Origin of the sequence: Christensenella hongkongensis (assembly GCF_000981035.1) — a bacterium.
GTDB lineage: Bacteria > Bacillota > Clostridia > Christensenellales > Christensenellaceae > Christensenella > Christensenella hongkongensis.
Genome location: NZ_LAYJ01000068.1, coordinates 175,966 through 190,951, shown reverse-complemented (window position 1 = coordinate 190,951; position 14,986 = coordinate 175,966). Strand labels below are relative to the sequence as shown.

Genomic DNA, 14,986 nt, shown 5'->3' with positions numbered 1-14,986 from the left:
AAAATATACGACTTTTTGTGACAGCCTGCCGGCATAAAAAAACGGACCTTTTGAAAGGTCCGTTTTATATTATTGATTAGAATCTTCTTCTTGGCCTTCTGCGCCTTCTCCTGCGCACCATACGAATACGCCGTATTGTCCTCATGACGATCACAAACACTGCAAATCCAATTCCGATCCATATGGCAACCCACATCAGGATATAACCATAACTTCGATCAAACTGCGCGCCAAGCGTACGGTTTTCATCCAGGTTGAGGTTATATTCCGGATCGGTGCTGATGATCTTACCGGGAGCGCGGGAATCATACCATCCTGTGAACCGGTAATCCTTGGCTGGTGATGCGCCAATCGTCACAACGCTGCCACCCGCATATTGGCCCGCACCGACTACGCTTCCGGTGCCTTCGGGCGTAACAATCAGGTCAAGGGTATAGGTGGCGGAAAATTTGGCCGTAAGCGTTACGCTGTCTGCTATCTGGAATGTATAGCTGGCATCCGTGCTGATTGGATCTTTGGCAGCAGGATCCGTATACCATCCAACAAAAGAATAATTCTCGGCAGGCGTTGCGGTAACCGTTACAGAGTCATCCAGCATATATTCGCCGCTCCCGCTCTGAGAAACGCTGCCGCCTTCCTCGGGAGATACGGCAAGGCCCACAGTGTATTTCTGTGCAAACCTTGCAATATAGGTACGGGTTTCCTCAAGGTCATAGGTTAGCTGGGGATCGGTACTTACAGCGTCTTCCTTCCCTTCGCGATACCATCCAACAAAAATAAAGCCATCAGCCGGCGTGGCAGTCAGCACCGCGCTTTTCCCTTTGGAATAGCTGCCCGCGCCTTCAACGCTCCCGCCGTTTTCAGGCTCGATAATTGCTTTTACTTCATAACCACCTGATGAAGAAGAACTCTCGGGCGCTGCCAAAGCAGGCGCCGCGCTGCACATAACCAATATGACCAGCAGCAAAGCAAAAAGTTTTTTCATAACACTCTCCTCAATATATATTATGATTTTATAAGGAATGCAAAGAAGTGTCAATCTTTTCGGGGTAAGGTTTCAAAAAAGTTAATATTTCCAGCAAAAATAGTTATGATTTGTTGCGAAGACGGTTTATAAATAAAAAAAGAACATAAGGAGCATAAAGGGCATGAAAGAAATTTTTCTGGCAGGGGGATGTTTCTGGGGGATGCAGAAATATTTTGATAATGTGGTTGGCGTGCTGAACACTCAGGTAGGATACGCCAATGGGATCATACCAAATCCAAGCTATGACGACGTTTGTTGCGGAAACACAAATTTTGCGGAAACAATCTGGCTCCGGTATGACGAATCGGTGATTGATTTGAACGGAATATTGGAGCTTTATTTTAATGTGATTAATCCTACCGTGAAAAACCGTCAGGGAAACGACGTGGGAACACAGTACCGTACGGGAATTTACTACATTGATGAAAGTGATTTGCCGGTGATAAAGGCCTTTGCAGCGCGGGAACAGGAAAAATATCAGGATTTGATTGTTACGGAGGTCATGCCGCTCAGGAATTACTATGCGGCGGAAGGTTATCACCAGAAATATCTGGAAAGAAACCCAAACGGATATTGCCATATTGGAAAGGAGGCGTTTCAGTATGCGGGAACCTACAGGCAGTTACAACCGTCCAAGCGATGAGGAATTAAAAAAACGGCTGACAGCCCGGCAATATGACGTCATGTGTAATAATGGGACGGAAGCGCCTTATTCGAGCGAGTACTGGGATAGTGACGCGGAAGGTATTTATGTCAATGCTGTAACAGGCGAACCACTGTTTACTTCTTACGATAAATTTTCATCCGGCTGCGGATGGCCAAGCTTTTCAAAGCCCATTGATGAAGCGAGCATCAGAGAAAAAAATGATACGTCTCATGGAATGGTACGTACGGAAGTACGCAGCACGGGCGGCGATTTTCATCTGGGGCATGTATTTACGGATGGGCCTGAGGAGCGGGGAGGGCTTCGGTATTGTATTAATGGAGCTGCAATCCGCTTTATTCCCAGAGAGGATATCGAAGTGGAAGGATACTCCTATCTGCTGCCATATTTAAAGAGCAGGGAACGGGAAGCAGAAAATAAGAAATAAAAAAAGGCCATTTTGAAATGGCCTTTTTGTTTTCGTTTATCTGTAATAGCGCCGCATGTCCGGTGTAAAATCTTCGAAGATAACAGAGTCGGTGTAAGGCTTTGCCAACTCGTATTGCTCTTTGTTGCGTACTGTCCATGCAAAAATCGGTGCACCGCTCTTCCGGAGGCGGCGAATTAACCTTGTATTCACCTTGTGGAACTCATAGCTGATGAAATTGGGCTTGCATATAAAGTTGACATTCAGCCGCTGGACGATCCACAAAAGCTTTGTCACAAAAAAGCGAAGCACTGCGCTCATCCGGGGAAAATCTTCCTTGCAAAAGGAAAAATTGCATGAAAGCTGCCCGCGGAAAATATGAGGCGCATTTTTTTTGAACCACCTGATCGAAAACGGAGAGAAGGACTGTACAGCGTATTTTCCTTCATATTGCTCCATTCTGGCATAAAGCCTGCGCTCAAGCTCGCCCGCAAAGCCTTTCTTTTTAATCTCAACAAGAATCGGCACCTGTCCGCCGATGAGGTCCAGCGTTTCATCCAAGGTCGGGATTCCGTATTGCGTGCCGTTTAAACGGAGTTGGCGCAGCTGTTCGTAGGTAAAATCCTTCACGCATCCCTCTGTGCCTGTCATCCGCTTCAAATCCTTATCATGGAATACGACGATACGGCCGTCCTTTGACAGATGGACGTCAAGCTCGATTGCAAATCCATGCTCGATTGCGTTCCTGAACGCAGGCAATGAATTTTCGGGGAATACAGCATTATGCAGTCCTCTGTGCGCATATTTATAATCGGTCAGCCATGTTTTTTGTTTTGGCGGCGCCGCTCTTGACATTATGCGGTCAAGAATCACGACTGCAACTGCAATCATAGCAAATATAAGCGGCAATAACGAGGTTTTAAAAACCATTTTTGATAAAACTCCTTGTTTGACTTCTTTCATTACCCTGTACCCAGTATATAGTGCAAAAATAAAAATACAAGGTAGAAATTTTGAAAAGTTTCTTAAGATTGCGTAAAATCCAATGCAATTTGCCAAACGGCACAAACGCCAATTTGCAGGAAACTACGATAAGGCAACTATCATCATACGCAATACGCACAATGTGCGCTGCGGTTCAATGATTGCCGAAGCATTATTTTTCCATTAATCCGACAAAAAGCCCTTGCCGCCCGGGCAAGAGCTTTTTGCAAGCCTTCTTTACTATTTAAAATCAATATCGACACGCTGTTTTCCAACGTAGTGGATGTTGACCGTGCCCGGACCGGAATGAGCGCCGATAACCGGGCCCGTATAGTTAATGAACGTTTCTTGAATGGTCGGGAAACGCTCTTTAATGAGCCCTGATACATATTCCGCATCTTCAGGCGCATCGCCATGGCCAATGTACACGATTTGCCCGTCCGGATTATCGATGTCTTCTTCCATTTTGTCGACCATCGCGATCAGCGATTTTTTCCTGCCGCGGATTTTTTCCACGGGGATGATTTTTCCTTCATTATTGAACTCGAGCACAGGTTTGATGTTGAGCATCGTTCCAAGAAATGCACTGGCGCGGGAAACACGCCCGCCGCGCCTCAGGTGCTCCAGGCTTTCAACTGCAAACCAATGCGTGATTTTCCATTTTAAATCTTCCGCATAAGAATAGGCTTCCTCGATTGTCGCGCCCTCATCCTTTTTCAGCATAACGAGATGCACGAACAGGCCGTAACCGCGCGAAGCGGAAAGGGAGTCTACGACTTTAATCTTCCTGCCGGGATATTTTTCCATCAGCTGGGAAGCCGTCATCAGGGCATTGTTATAAGAGCCTGACAATCCGGAAGAAAATTCCAGATGCAGGATATCCTTTCCATCCTCAAGATATGGCGTGAAAAATTCCACATAACGTTCCGTGTTTACCATGGATGTTGTCGGCATGGAACCGGCGCGCACTTTATCGTAAAAATCGTGTGTTGAAATAGACACGCCCTGATCGTCATAATATTCATTCCCGTCCATGAAAAACTGATAGAAAAGAACCCCAATGCCATGTTCTTTCACAAAAGCGGTGGGAAGATCAGCAGTAGAGCTGCAGGTCAATACATAATCCGCCATCAAAATATCTCCAATCTCGTTAAAATAATCTACTAATATTGTATCGTTTAGGGGGTAAAATTGCAAGGGATTTGTACCTTCCGATCCTGCAGGCTCAAAACGAAAAATTATTTTCCAAAATTTGCATTTTTAACAAAGGAATCCTATTGCGTTTCCAGATGGTTTGTATTAGAATAGATATGCTGATAACGGTAGTTAAAGCAAATGATATGATATTATAATTGATCTTAACATAGATCGCATGGAGGTATAAAATGCAACTTTCAAAAAAGGCACTTGCAATTTCGCCGTCTCTCACACTCAAAATCACGGCGATGGCGAAGGACATGAAGGCGCGGGGGCTCGACGTGGTCGGGTTTGGCGCAGGAGAACCGGATTTTGATACGCCGCAGCATATCAAAGACGCGGCAATCGAAGCGATTAAAATCGGCATGACAAAATATACGCCGGCGTCCGGCACTCTGGAGCTTAAAAAAGCAGTATGTGCGAATTTGAAAAAGAATTTTGACCTTCATTATGAGACGTCGCAGATCGTGATTTCAAACGGTGCGAAGCATTCGCTGTTCAATGCGTTTCAGGCGATCCTCAATCCGGGGGATGAGGTGATCCTGATCTCGCCCTATTGGCTTACGTATCCTGAGCTTGTCAAAATGGCGGATGGAGTGCCGGTTTATGTCGAAGCCAAGGAAGCCAACAACTTTGAACCGCTTGCAGAGGATATCGAGGCGGCCGTAACGGATAAGACAAAAGCGATCATCGTCAACAATCCGTCCAACCCCTGCGGTTGTATTTATTCGCAAAAAACGATTGATGATATTGCGGCCATCGCCAAAAAGCACGACTTTTTTATCGTGTCGGATGAAATTTACGGAGAGCTTGTATATGATGGAAACAAGCACCTGAGCATTGCAAACGTCAGCGAGGATGCGTACGAACGTACCATTCTGGTGAACGGGCTGTCCAAAACCTATGCAATGACAGGATGGCGGATCGGCTATACGGCAAGCACGCCGGAGATTGCGAAAGTCATGGGCAGCTATCAAAGCCATGCGACCTCAAATCCGTGTTCTGTTGCACAGTTTGCGGGTGTGGAAGCACTTGTGGGATCTCAGGACGAAATCGCAAAGATGCGTGAGGAATTTGACTCGCGCAGGAAAATGATGGTGAAGCTGATTAATGAGATCGACGGGTTGAGCTGCCTGACGCCGATGGGCGCGTTCTATGTGATGCTCAACATTTCCAAGATCAAAGGGCGCAGCATTGACGGGGAAGTGATCGAAGATTCTGTGGGCTTTGCTGAAAAACTTCTGGAAAAGAAGCTTACAGCGGTCATACCGGGGGCGGCGTTTGGCGCGGATGATTTTGTAAGGCTTTCTTATGCGATCTCGAGTGAGGCAATCGAAAAAGGAATCGGACGCATTGCCGAATTTGTGGCGATGCTCGACTAATACAGGGAGAAACCAAAATGGCGGAAGAAAATACAAACAGATATAAGCGTACCAATCTGTTGCAGGAAAACGACTACAATTATACCTTGCAGGATATAGAAAAGCCGAACCTGTTCGACCATATGTTCAATTACGACGAGGTGCCGAAAATTACGTTTAACCACAGGACGGTACCCATGCACTTTCCGGATGATATCTGGATTACAGACACTACCTTCCGTGACGGACAGCAGGCGCGTACGCCTTTTTCGGTGAAGGAAGTGGTAGACCTCTATAAGCTTCTCCACAAGCTGTCGGGGCCAAAGGGCATCATCCGCCAGAGCGAATTTTTCGTTTATACGGAAAAAGACCGCAAGGCGCTTGAAGAATGTATGGCGCTTGGGTACGATTTCCCGGAAATCACAACATGGATCCGCGCGAACAAAAAAGATTTTGCGCTCGCAAAGGATATGGGCATCAAGGAAACGGGAATCCTCGTATCCTGCTCGGATTACCACATTTTTAACAAAATGGGGATGACAAGGGGGCAGGCGCTCGATAAATACCTTGGCGTTGTAAAAGATGCGCTTGATATGGGCATCGTCCCGCGGTGCCATTTTGAGGATATCACGCGCGCAGATTTTTACGGGTTTGTCGTTCCGTTTGCGCGTGCGCTGATGGAGCTGCGGCAGGAAAGCGGTATTCCGATCAAAATCCGTATGTGCGATACGCTTGGCTACGGCGTGACCTATCCGGGCGCCTCCCTGCCAAGAAGCGTACAGGGGATCGTTTATGGCTTGCGGTTTTACGCGCACGTTCCGTCTAATCTTCTGGAATGGCATGGGCATAACGATTTTTATAAGGTTGTATGTAATGCGGCGACAGCATGGTTGTATGGCGCGTCCTCGGTCAACTGCTCGATTCTCGGAATCGGCGAGCGCACCGGCAACTGTCCGATCGAAGCGATGGCGATTGAATACGTACAGCTCAAGGGAACGCAGGACGGCATGGACCTGCGGGCCATCACGGAGATTGCGGATTATTTTGAGAAAGAACTGAAATATGATATCAGCCCGCGCACGCCCTTTGTGGGCAGGAATTTCAATTCCACACGTGCGGGAATCCACGCGGACGGACTTTTGAAGGACGAGCAGATATACAATATCTTTAATACGGATAAAATACTCGGCCGCCCGGTTTCTGTGGTGATTGGAGAGCATTCAGGACTTGCGGGGATCGCGCACTGGATCAATGCGCATTTCAAGCTTGAGGAAGGCCACAGGATCGATAAAAATTCGGAGCTTGTCGCAAAGATCAAAGACGAGGTAGACCGGCAGTATGCAGAAGGAAGGACGACGTCGTTTGGCGATAACGAGCTTGAGCTTATCATCAAGGATGCAGATATGATCACATACGCGGCGCTTTGTACTCACGCGGACGGAATCGAAAAATAGTTGGAATGGATGTGGCGGACAGGAGGGGTTCCTGTCCGCCTTTTTACATCTTGGCAGGCAGCGCGGGTGCAAACGGAGCCGGTGAACCGGTGGCGCTCGACGAATTGTATAAAACGTGATACAATAGCCCTAATTTATTTTTACCAATGGAGGTTGTCATGAAGAAAGATTTGAAACTGGAAATCCTTGATATTCTGGAAGACAATGCAAAAACAACGGCAGAAGAAATTGCACTGATGCTGGATGTTCCCGCAGATGCCGTTGAGCAGGCCACGCGCGAGCTGGAAGAAGCGCAGGCGATTGTAAAATACAGCGCGCTTGTGAACCGCGAAGTCGTATCGGAAGAAGAGGATGCGGAGGCCCTGATTGAAGTGGAAGTGACTCCCCAGCGCGATTACGGATATGACGACCTTGCAAAGCGCATCTATAAATTTGACGAGGTGCGCGCGGTGTACCTCATGGCGGGCACTTACGACCTTTGCGTGCGCATCAAAAGCCGCAGCATGAAGGATATCTCAAAGTTTGTGTTTGAAAAGCTGGCGGTGATCGACGGCGTAACGCGCACGGTGACAGTGTTCATCATGCGTAAATATAAGGAACAGGGCGTTATCCTTGTTGGAGAAGAAACGGACGAAAGATTGGTGGTCACCCCGTGAGAAACTTTATCGCAAAAACAGTAGAAGAAATGCCGCCCTCCGGGATCAGGAAATTTTTTGATATTGCGAGTGAGATGAAGGATATTATTTCGCTGTCGGTGGGCGAGCCGGATTTTGTAACGCCATGGAACGTGCGCGAGGCGGCTATCGCCTCCATTGAGCGCGGGTTCACGCACTATACGTCAAACCACGGCAATCCTGCGTTGCGCAAATTGATTTGCCGTTACCTTGACGAGCGGTATGGCATCGGGTATGACTGGAAGTCGCAGACGATTGTAACGGTGGGGGCAAGCGAAGCGCTTGATCTTGCGTTTCGCGCATTGATCGAGCCGGGGGACGAAATTCTGGTTCCTGCACCTTCGTATGTATCCTACATGCCAGGCGTGACGTTTTCAGGCGGAGTCGCCGTGCCGATTGAAACGAAGGAATGCGATGCGTTTACAGTTACGCCGAAGGCATTGGAAGCGGCAATTACCTCGAAAACAAAGGCGATTATCCTGCCTTATCCAAATAACCCCACCGGAGCGATTATGACAAAGGAACAGCTTTGTGCGCTGACGGATATCATCGAAAGGCACGATCTGTTCGTTATTTCAGATGAAATTTATTCGGAGCTCACGTACGACGGCAGGCATTGCTCGATTGCTTCCCTGCCGGGAATGTATGAGCGTACGGTAGTGATTAACGGCTTTTCCAAGGCGTTCGCCATGACGGGCTTCCGGCTTGGTTATGCTGCAGGTCCGGCGGACATGATCGCCGCAATGGTAAAAATACACCAGTATTTCATGCTTTGCGCGCCTACCATGAGCCAGCACGCGGGCGAGGAGGCCTTGCGCCACGAGCTTGATTCCGGTTTTGCGCAGGTAGGGAAAATGGTGTCGGATTACAACAGGCGCAGGACGTTTGTGTATAATTCCTTTCAGAAAATGGGGCTTTCCTGCTTTGAACCGAAGGGGGCGTTTTATGTGTTCCCCAATATATCTGGAATGGGAATGACCTCAGAGGAGTTTTGCCACAAGCTGATCAACGAAAAGCACGTTGCATGCGTACCGGGCACGGCGTTTGGCGCGGCGGGCGAAGGCTTTATGCGTTGTTCGTACGCATCGTCCATGGATAATTTAAAAGAGGCACTGAAAAGGATTGCGGAGTTTGTAGAAGAATGCAGGAAATAAAGCTATTGGTTTTGGACATTGATGGAACGCTCATCGCGGACATTGGCAGCAGTATCGCACCGGTAGACCTGGATGCGATCAGGCGGGCGCAGGCTGCGGGAGTCAAGGTGACGATCGCCACGGGGAGGATACTTGGAACGGCAAAAAAATGGATTGGTATACTAAATATCGACGGGCCGATCATCACGTGCAACGGCGCGGATATCCGCGATCTTGAAAAATCGTATTTCCAGGATAATATTCCCCTGCACGATACAAGGGAAATTCTTGCCGCCTACGAAGGCGCGGGAGTGAAGCGGTATCTTTTTTGCGACAATCACATTTATTGCACCAGTCAGGACGCATACCAACGGCTGTTTGACAAATGGAAGCAGGGCAACGACGGTGTGCTTCCGGTCACGGTAATGCAGGACGAAGACGAGCTGTTCAGGGAAATCCCGGGCGATGTGCAAAAAGTACTTGTGTGGGCGCCGGACGGAAAAGGGCGCGTGGCAATGCAGGAAATTGCCGAGCGCTTTGCAGGGTGCTACGATATCGTTCGCAGCGATGCGGATAACATTGAATTTAATAAACTGGGCGTTCACAAAGGCAAAGCGATTCGCAAGCTTGCGTCATTTTATGGTTACACTGAGCAGAACGCAATGGCGATTGGCGACGGCGGTAACGATGTGTGTATGCTGGAGGCTGCGGGCATAGGCGTTGCGATGGGCAATGCCATGCCTGAGGCAATGAAAGCTGCCGACTATGTGACAAGCGACGTGCGAAGCGGCGGCGTTGCAAAAGCCATCGATAAATTTATTTTTGGAAAGTAAACCGATCAAAAACGGCAGCGGGAGCACAGACGGTTTCCAATGTCAAGAAAGCTCCCGTGAAAAAGGGGAGCTTTCTTGTTTTACTGTTTATTCACCATGTTTATAAGCATTTCAACTGTTTCAGGAGCATAGTGGGAAAAGAACAGGCTTGTTTCCGTATCAAGGCTTGCTATTTTGTTCCTGTCATCAGCCGATAGGCAAAAATCGAAGACGTTAAAGTTTTCAGCCATACGTTCTTTATGTGTTGACTTGGGTATTACGGCCACACCGGACTCGATCAGGAAACGCAAGGCTGTTTGCGCTACGCTTTTGCCATGCCGTTTTCCTATTTCCATCAGTATTTCGTTGCGAAAGAAATCATTTTTGCCCTCGGCAAAAGGCCCCCACGATTCAATTCTTGTACCATATTTCTTCATGATCTCCCGCGCTTGTATCTGTTGATGAAATATGTGCATCTCTATTTGATTGACAGCAGGCGGGATATCCACAAAAGAGACAAGGTCAATGAACCGATCCGGATAAAAATTGCTCACGCCAATCGCTTTCAGTTTGCCGGATCTGTAAGCGTCTTCCATGGCGCGATAAGTTCCGTAGTAGTCATTAAATGGCTGGTGGATCAGCAGAAGGTCTATATAGTCCGTCTGAAGTTTGTTCAAAGACGCTTCAATAGACTCTTTGGCTTTTTCATAACCGCCGTTTGATATCCATACCTTAGTGGTAATAAACATTTCTTTGCGGGAAATGCCGCTTTTTTTGACGGCGTTGCCAACCGCTTCCTCATTGTAATACGCCTGGGCCGTGTCAATCGAACGATACCCTATGTCAATCGCATCCAAAACGCATCGTTCGCATTCGGTATGATCTGGTATCTGGTACACCCCAAATCCAAGAATCGGCATTTTAATTCCATTGTTTAAAGTTAGATATTCCATTTTCTTCTCCTTTTTTCTTAATTGTAAGCAATATGATTTTGTGTTATCATTAGCATATCAAGTTCGAGTAGCTCGAAGTCAAGCGTTTTTTTAAATTTCAGGAGAAAAAATAATGGAATATTCAATAAAACAGGTTGCCGGAATGCTTAATATGACGGAGCATACGATCCGTTACTACACCGATATCAATCTCTTTCCTTGTAGAAGGGGTAGAGGTAACCGGCGGATTTTTGATGAAGAATCTGTCAACTGGCTGATTGGTATTAAGAATCTCAGGGCGTGTGGGATGTCTATTGAATCGATTAAGGAATACTGCGATTTATGTTTGCGGGGGGAAGACGAAATAGCCCGGCGCTTTGAAATCATCCAGGAACAAATGAAGATTGCAAAATCACGTCTGGATGATGCACAGCGGGTATACGATTATATGGTGCAAAAAGTCGGGCATTACCAGGAAATCATGGATAAACGTATAGCCGATGACACAAATCCCTCCACGTGGAACAAGACGGAGCAATCGGTCACGGCTTAAGTGGGAGTATGCGGTTCTTTTGGAAAAACGAGGCGTTGTCAAACAAAGTGCATGGAACTGAGCGGCGTCCGGCATTTTGGCAGGTGCGTTAATAAGCCTGGGGCTACGGATATCGGTATAAATTTGTTTTGCCGGCTATGAAAAGGAATTTTGGCCGATAAAATACAGTGATACGTCTTGCATAAATTTTACATTGCACTCATCTATATTTTACTTTATAATTATCATGGATTTATTTTCGAATGAATGGGGAATTTGAAAAGAAATATGTCAGTAAACGTTGTACTTGTAGAGCCGGAGATCCCGCAAAATACGGGGAATATTGCACGCACCTGTGTCGTCACGGGGAGCGTGCTTCATATCGTTGGGAAGATGGGATTTTCAATCGACGAAAAACATGTGCGGCGTGCGGGCCTTGATTATTGGAAGGATTTGGAACTTTATACCTACGCCTCTTTGGAGGAACTATACCAAAAATATCCGGAAGGTGATTTTTGGTATTTTTCTTCTAAGGTGGCGAGAAATTTTGACAAGGCGGTTTATTCCGATCGATGTTTTCTTGTGTTTGGCAAGGAAACGGCGGGACTGCCAAAGAAACTGCTTGAAGCAAACGAAGCGCGTTCTGTGCGGATTCCGATGCAGGCGGGGCAGCGCTGCCTCAATCTTTCCAATGCGGTATGTGTGGGCGTATACGAGGCAATGCGCCAAAACAGCTATTTTCACATGAAGTGAAAGTAACTCTTTTATTGGGGGAAGTTTAAATGGATTTATGGAGTATTTTGATGCTGGTCGGCGGATTGGGCTTGTTTTTGTACGGCATGAAGCTGATGTCGGACGGCCTTGAGGCCGCAGCAGGAGATAAGCTGAGAACCGGCCTTGAGCTGATGACGAAAAACCGGTTTGCGGCGCTCGGGCTCGGCGCGGGCGTCACGGCGGTCATCCAGAGCTCGTCTGCTACGACGGTTATGGTCGTCGGGTTTGTCAATGCGGGGCTCATGACGCTTACGCAGGCCATTAACGTTGGGATAGGCGCGAATATCGGTACCACCATTACAGCCCAGATTGTCGCGCTTAATGTAACCCAGTTTGCTTCCATCGTGTTATTTGCAGGCGTTGTGATCATGCTTTTCGTCAAAAAGCGTTCGATCCGCCGTATCGGCGAGATCATCGGCGGCCTTGGAATACTGCTCTTTGGTATGGAGATCATGTCTGAGGCGGTTGCGCCTTTGCGTGAATTCCAGCCGTTTGTAGATGCCCTGAGCTCCTTTCAGGAGCCGTGGATCGGCCTTCTGGCAGGACTTGCGGTCACGGCGGTCATCCAGAGCTCGTCTGCCACGATGGGTATCATACAGGCGTTTGCCATGCAGGGCGTTATGGGCCTTGATTCGGCGGTGTTTGTTATTCTGGGCCTTAATATTGGTACGTGCGTCACAGCGATTCTGGCGAGCCTTTCCGGAACCAAAACGGCAAAGCGCACGGCGATTGCCCTTCTGTTCTTTAATGTGCTGGGCGCGGCTATTTTCATGTTGCTTATGAAGTTTCTTCCCATTGTGGACTGGATCAAGTCGTGGACGCCAAATGCGCCGGTCAACCAGCTTGCAAACTTCCATACCTTCTTCAATGTGGTTAACGCCCTGATCTTTATCTGGTGCCCGCAGCTGCTTGCGAAAATTGCGTGCTTCTTCATTCGCGGGGAGGATAAACAGCTTGAAGGCAAAAAACTGAAATATATTGATAAAAACGTCGAGAGCCCGGCGGTTGCGGTCGGACAGGCAATGCTTGAGGTTGCCCGCATGGAACGGCTTTCCGGAGAGAATTTCAACCTTGCGATCCGCAGCTTCCTTGAACGGGATGAAAAGCTGATTGAAGAGGTGAGCGAAAATGAAAAAGTGGTCAACTACCTCAACCACGAAATCACAGATGCGCTCGCAACAGTCAGCCAGACGGGCCTTTCTGAGGTGGACTCGCGTACTGTGACGGGTATGTTGCATGTGATCATGGATATTGAACGCGTATCAGATATCGCGCAAAACATTGCGGATATTGCGGCAATCCGGCTGGATAAAAAGATCAAAATGTCCAAGAAGGGGACCGTAGAAATCAAGTTCATGGCTGATAAGATCAACGAGTCCTTTGAACGCCTGATGGAGGCGCTCGAGCAAAACAACGCGCAAAGCGCGCAACGCGTCATTGAAATAGAAGACGAAATTGACCGTTATGAGGAAAAGATAAAGAAAAACCATGTTAAGCGCCTGAAAAAGGGCGAATGCAGCCCGCAGGCGAGCACTGTGTTTACGGATATCATTACGATGTGCGAAAGGGTAGCGGATCATGCGGCAAATATCGCGGCGATCTATCTGCGCGGTGAATTCCAGTAAGAGCGCCCCCCGAATGATCAAGTTTTGCTTGCTTATTCAGGGGTTTACTATTAAAATGAATAGTGTATGCGAACGAATTCATATCAAAGGAGTAATAATATGAAAAAAACGATTGAAGATATCGACGTTCAGGGCAAAAAGGTACTTGTACGCGTAGATTTTAACGTTCCGCTGAACGATAAGGGAGAAATCACGGATGAAACCCGTATTCAGGCGGCTCTTCCGACGATCCAGTACCTGCTCGACCACGGTGCGAAGGTTATCCTTGCTTCTCATCTCGGACGGCCAAAGGGCGAGGTGAAACCGGAATTTTCACTTGCTCCGGTTGCGAAACGTCTTGACGAGATTTTGAATACAAAGGTTATTTTTGCAAAAGACTGCGTAGGCAAAGCAGCGCAGGATGCGGTCGCTTCCATGGAAAATGGACAGGTGGTGTTGCTTGAAAACCTGCGTTTCCACAAGGAAGAAACGGCGAACGATCCGCAGTTTGCAAAGGAGCTTGCAAGCCTTGCAGATATTTATGTGAACGACGCGTTTGGTACGTCTCACAGGGCGCACGCTTCTACGGCGGGCGTTGCCGAATATCTTCCTGCGGTTGCGGGCTACCTGATTGGCAAAGAGCTTTCCATTATTGGCAAGGCGCTTGATGATCCTGCGCGTCCGTTTATTGCAATCCTTGGCGGCGCGAAGGTTTCCGACAAAATCGGAGTTATCGAAAACCTGCTTACTAAAGTAGATTGCCTGATCATCGGCGGCGGCATGGCGAATACGTTTGTAAAGGCGCAGGGATTTGAAATGGGGAAATCGCTCGTGGACGACGAACGCCTTGGCCTTGCACTGGAGCTGATGGACAAAGCAAAGAAAAAAGGCATCAAAATCATGCTGCCTTCGGATTTTGTAGTGGCCAAAGAACTCAAGGCCGGCGTAGAGACACACGTTGTGCCGGTAGACAATATTCCTGCTGATTCCATGGCGCTCGATATCGGACCGTCCACAAGAATCATTTTCTCTACGGAAATCAAGCGCGCGAAGACGGTTATCTGGAACGGCCCGATGGGCGTTGCGGAAATTCCGGAATTTGCAGGCGGCACCAAAGCGATTGCCGAGGCAATGGCCGCTTCCTCTGCTACGACGATCATCGGCGGCGGAGACAGCGCAGCGGCAGTCAAGAAGCTTGGTTTTGCCGATAAGATGTCCCACATTTCCACAGGCGGCGGCGCTTCTCTGGAATTTCTGGAAGGAAAAGAGCTTCCGGGTGTGGCGGCGCTCAACGACAAATAAATAGCGGATAATTCAATTAGTTAAAAAGGGCGGATAAAGTGTATCCGCCCTTTTCAGGGAATTACAGCGATTTAACGAAAAGCAGGTTATGTAAAACTTACGATAAATCGCTTGCATATGCAATTTATAC

General features: G+C 47.9%; 15 protein-coding genes. 11 read left to right on the top strand and 4 right to left on the bottom strand.

The genetic code is table 11. The features are described 5' to 3' along the window. Positions 1-76: 76 nt before the first annotated feature. Positions 77-985 (bottom strand): InlB B-repeat-containing protein, encoded by a 909-nt coding sequence (locus tag CHK_RS04495; RefSeq protein WP_046442819.1) that lies wholly within the window; start codon positions 983-985, stop codon positions 77-79. A 163-nt stretch (positions 986-1,148) separates the two neighbouring features. Here CHK_RS04495 and msrA point away from each other — a divergent pair, with 163 nt between their 5' ends. After that, complete coding sequence (gene msrA, locus CHK_RS04490) at positions 1,149-1,670, top strand: peptide-methionine (S)-S-oxide reductase MsrA (RefSeq protein WP_046442818.1); 522 nt, start codon at positions 1,149-1,151, stop codon at positions 1,668-1,670. After that, on the top strand, positions 1,630-2,118 hold the full coding sequence (msrB, locus tag CHK_RS04485; RefSeq protein ID WP_046442817.1) for a peptide-methionine (R)-S-oxide reductase MsrB: 489 nt from the start codon (positions 1,630-1,632) through the stop codon (positions 2,116-2,118). The genes msrA and msrB overlap by 41 nt, the downstream gene beginning before the upstream one ends. 36 nt (positions 2,119-2,154) lie before the next feature. Here msrB and CHK_RS04480 read toward each other — a convergent pair whose 3' ends face one another. Both CHK_RS04480 and CHK_RS04475 read right to left on the bottom strand, forming a co-directional pair. Continuing rightward, the gene (locus CHK_RS04480) at positions 2,155-3,027 is read right to left on the bottom strand and encodes a glycerophosphodiester phosphodiesterase (protein WP_052740319.1); all 873 of its coding nucleotides are present in this window, start codon (positions 3,025-3,027) and stop codon (positions 2,155-2,157) included. A gap of 294 nt (positions 3,028-3,321) precedes the next feature. Next, on the bottom strand, positions 3,322-4,212 hold the full coding sequence (locus CHK_RS04475; protein ID WP_046442816.1) for a DegV family protein: 891 nt from the start codon (positions 4,210-4,212) through the stop codon (positions 3,322-3,324). A 254-nt stretch (positions 4,213-4,466) separates the two neighbouring features. Between CHK_RS04475 and CHK_RS04470 the strand changes: the two genes are divergently transcribed. The 5 genes from CHK_RS04470 (at position 4,467) to CHK_RS15570 (ending at position 9,733) form a co-directional block, all read left to right on the top strand. Continuing rightward, positions 4,467-5,660 (top strand): pyridoxal phosphate-dependent aminotransferase, encoded by a 1,194-nt coding sequence (locus tag CHK_RS04470; RefSeq protein ID WP_046442815.1) that lies wholly within the window; start codon positions 4,467-4,469, stop codon positions 5,658-5,660. Between the two features lie 17 nt (positions 5,661-5,677). Beyond that, positions 5,678-7,093 (top strand): 2-isopropylmalate synthase, encoded by a 1,416-nt coding sequence (locus CHK_RS04465; protein WP_046442814.1) that lies wholly within the window; start codon positions 5,678-5,680, stop codon positions 7,091-7,093. A gap of 158 nt (positions 7,094-7,251) precedes the next feature. Further along, positions 7,252-7,749: an Lrp/AsnC family transcriptional regulator gene (locus CHK_RS04460; RefSeq protein ID WP_046442813.1), complete on the top strand. Its 498-nt coding sequence runs from the start codon at positions 7,252-7,254 to the stop codon at positions 7,747-7,749. After that, positions 7,746-8,921, top strand: a complete 1,176-nt coding sequence (locus tag CHK_RS04455) for an aminotransferase class I/II-fold pyridoxal phosphate-dependent enzyme (RefSeq protein WP_046442812.1) — start codon at positions 7,746-7,748, stop codon at positions 8,919-8,921. The genes CHK_RS04460 and CHK_RS04455 overlap by 4 nt, the downstream gene beginning before the upstream one ends. After that, positions 8,909-9,733, top strand: a complete 825-nt coding sequence (locus tag CHK_RS15570) for a Cof-type HAD-IIB family hydrolase (protein ID WP_052740317.1) — start codon at positions 8,909-8,911, stop codon at positions 9,731-9,733. The genes CHK_RS04455 and CHK_RS15570 overlap by 13 nt, the downstream gene beginning before the upstream one ends. Positions 9,734-9,813: 80 nt before the next feature. On the opposite strand, the gene CHK_RS04445 is transcribed toward CHK_RS15570, so the two are convergent. Further along, positions 9,814-10,665: an aldo/keto reductase gene (locus tag CHK_RS04445; RefSeq protein WP_046442811.1), complete on the bottom strand. Its 852-nt coding sequence runs from the start codon at positions 10,663-10,665 to the stop codon at positions 9,814-9,816. 112 nt (positions 10,666-10,777) lie between these two features. On the opposite strand from CHK_RS04445, the gene CHK_RS04440 reads away from it, so the two are divergent. The 4 genes from CHK_RS04440 to CHK_RS04425 all read left to right on the top strand — a co-directional run bounded on the left by CHK_RS04440 (position 10,778) and on the right by CHK_RS04425 (position 14,856). After that, positions 10,778-11,197, top strand: a complete 420-nt coding sequence (locus CHK_RS04440; protein ID WP_046442810.1) for a MerR family transcriptional regulator — start codon at positions 10,778-10,780, stop codon at positions 11,195-11,197. A 267-nt stretch (positions 11,198-11,464) separates the two neighbouring features. Next, positions 11,465-11,929, top strand: a complete 465-nt coding sequence (locus CHK_RS04435) for a tRNA (cytidine(34)-2'-O)-methyltransferase (RefSeq protein WP_046442809.1) — start codon at positions 11,465-11,467, stop codon at positions 11,927-11,929. A gap of 29 nt (positions 11,930-11,958) precedes the next feature. Next, positions 11,959-13,575, top strand: a complete 1,617-nt coding sequence (locus CHK_RS04430) for a Na/Pi cotransporter family protein (protein ID WP_046442808.1) — start codon at positions 11,959-11,961, stop codon at positions 13,573-13,575. Positions 13,576-13,674: 99 nt separating this feature from the next. Then, entirely contained in the window at positions 13,675-14,856 is a 1,182-nt protein-coding gene (locus tag CHK_RS04425; RefSeq protein ID WP_046442807.1) for a phosphoglycerate kinase, read from the top strand. Positions 14,857-14,986: the final 130 nt, after the last annotated feature.

What these genes read in the sequence shown, in the direction of transcription:
- CHK_RS04495 (WP_046442819.1), bottom strand. Translation starts at nt 985, where the DNA reads ATGAAAAAACTTTTTGCTTTGCTGCTGGTCATATTGGTTATGTGCAGC.
- msrA (WP_046442818.1), top strand. Translation starts at nt 1,149, where the DNA reads ATGAAAGAAATTTTTCTGGCAGGGGGATGTTTCTGGGGGATGCAGAAA.
- msrB (WP_046442817.1), top strand. Translation starts at nt 1,630, where the DNA reads ATGCGGGAACCTACAGGCAGTTACAACCGTCCAAGCGATGAGGAATTA.
- CHK_RS04480 (WP_052740319.1), bottom strand. Translation starts at nt 3,027, where the DNA reads ATGGTTTTTAAAACCTCGTTATTGCCGCTTATATTTGCTATGATTGCA.
- CHK_RS04475 (WP_046442816.1), bottom strand. Translation starts at nt 4,212, where the DNA reads ATGGCGGATTATGTATTGACCTGCAGCTCTACTGCTGATCTTCCCACC.
- CHK_RS04470 (WP_046442815.1), top strand. Translation starts at nt 4,467, where the DNA reads ATGCAACTTTCAAAAAAGGCACTTGCAATTTCGCCGTCTCTCACACTC.
- CHK_RS04465 (WP_046442814.1), top strand. Translation starts at nt 5,678, where the DNA reads ATGGCGGAAGAAAATACAAACAGATATAAGCGTACCAATCTGTTGCAG.
- CHK_RS04460 (WP_046442813.1), top strand. Translation starts at nt 7,252, where the DNA reads ATGAAGAAAGATTTGAAACTGGAAATCCTTGATATTCTGGAAGACAAT.
- CHK_RS15570 (WP_052740317.1), top strand. Translation starts at nt 8,909, where the DNA reads ATGCAGGAAATAAAGCTATTGGTTTTGGACATTGATGGAACGCTCATC.
- CHK_RS04445 (WP_046442811.1), bottom strand. Translation starts at nt 10,665, where the DNA reads ATGGAATATCTAACTTTAAACAATGGAATTAAAATGCCGATTCTTGGA.
- CHK_RS04440 (WP_046442810.1), top strand. Translation starts at nt 10,778, where the DNA reads ATGGAATATTCAATAAAACAGGTTGCCGGAATGCTTAATATGACGGAG.
- CHK_RS04435 (WP_046442809.1), top strand. Translation starts at nt 11,465, where the DNA reads ATGTCAGTAAACGTTGTACTTGTAGAGCCGGAGATCCCGCAAAATACG.
- CHK_RS04430 (WP_046442808.1), top strand. Translation starts at nt 11,959, where the DNA reads ATGGATTTATGGAGTATTTTGATGCTGGTCGGCGGATTGGGCTTGTTT.
- CHK_RS04425 (WP_046442807.1), top strand. Translation starts at nt 13,675, where the DNA reads ATGAAAAAAACGATTGAAGATATCGACGTTCAGGGCAAAAAGGTACTT.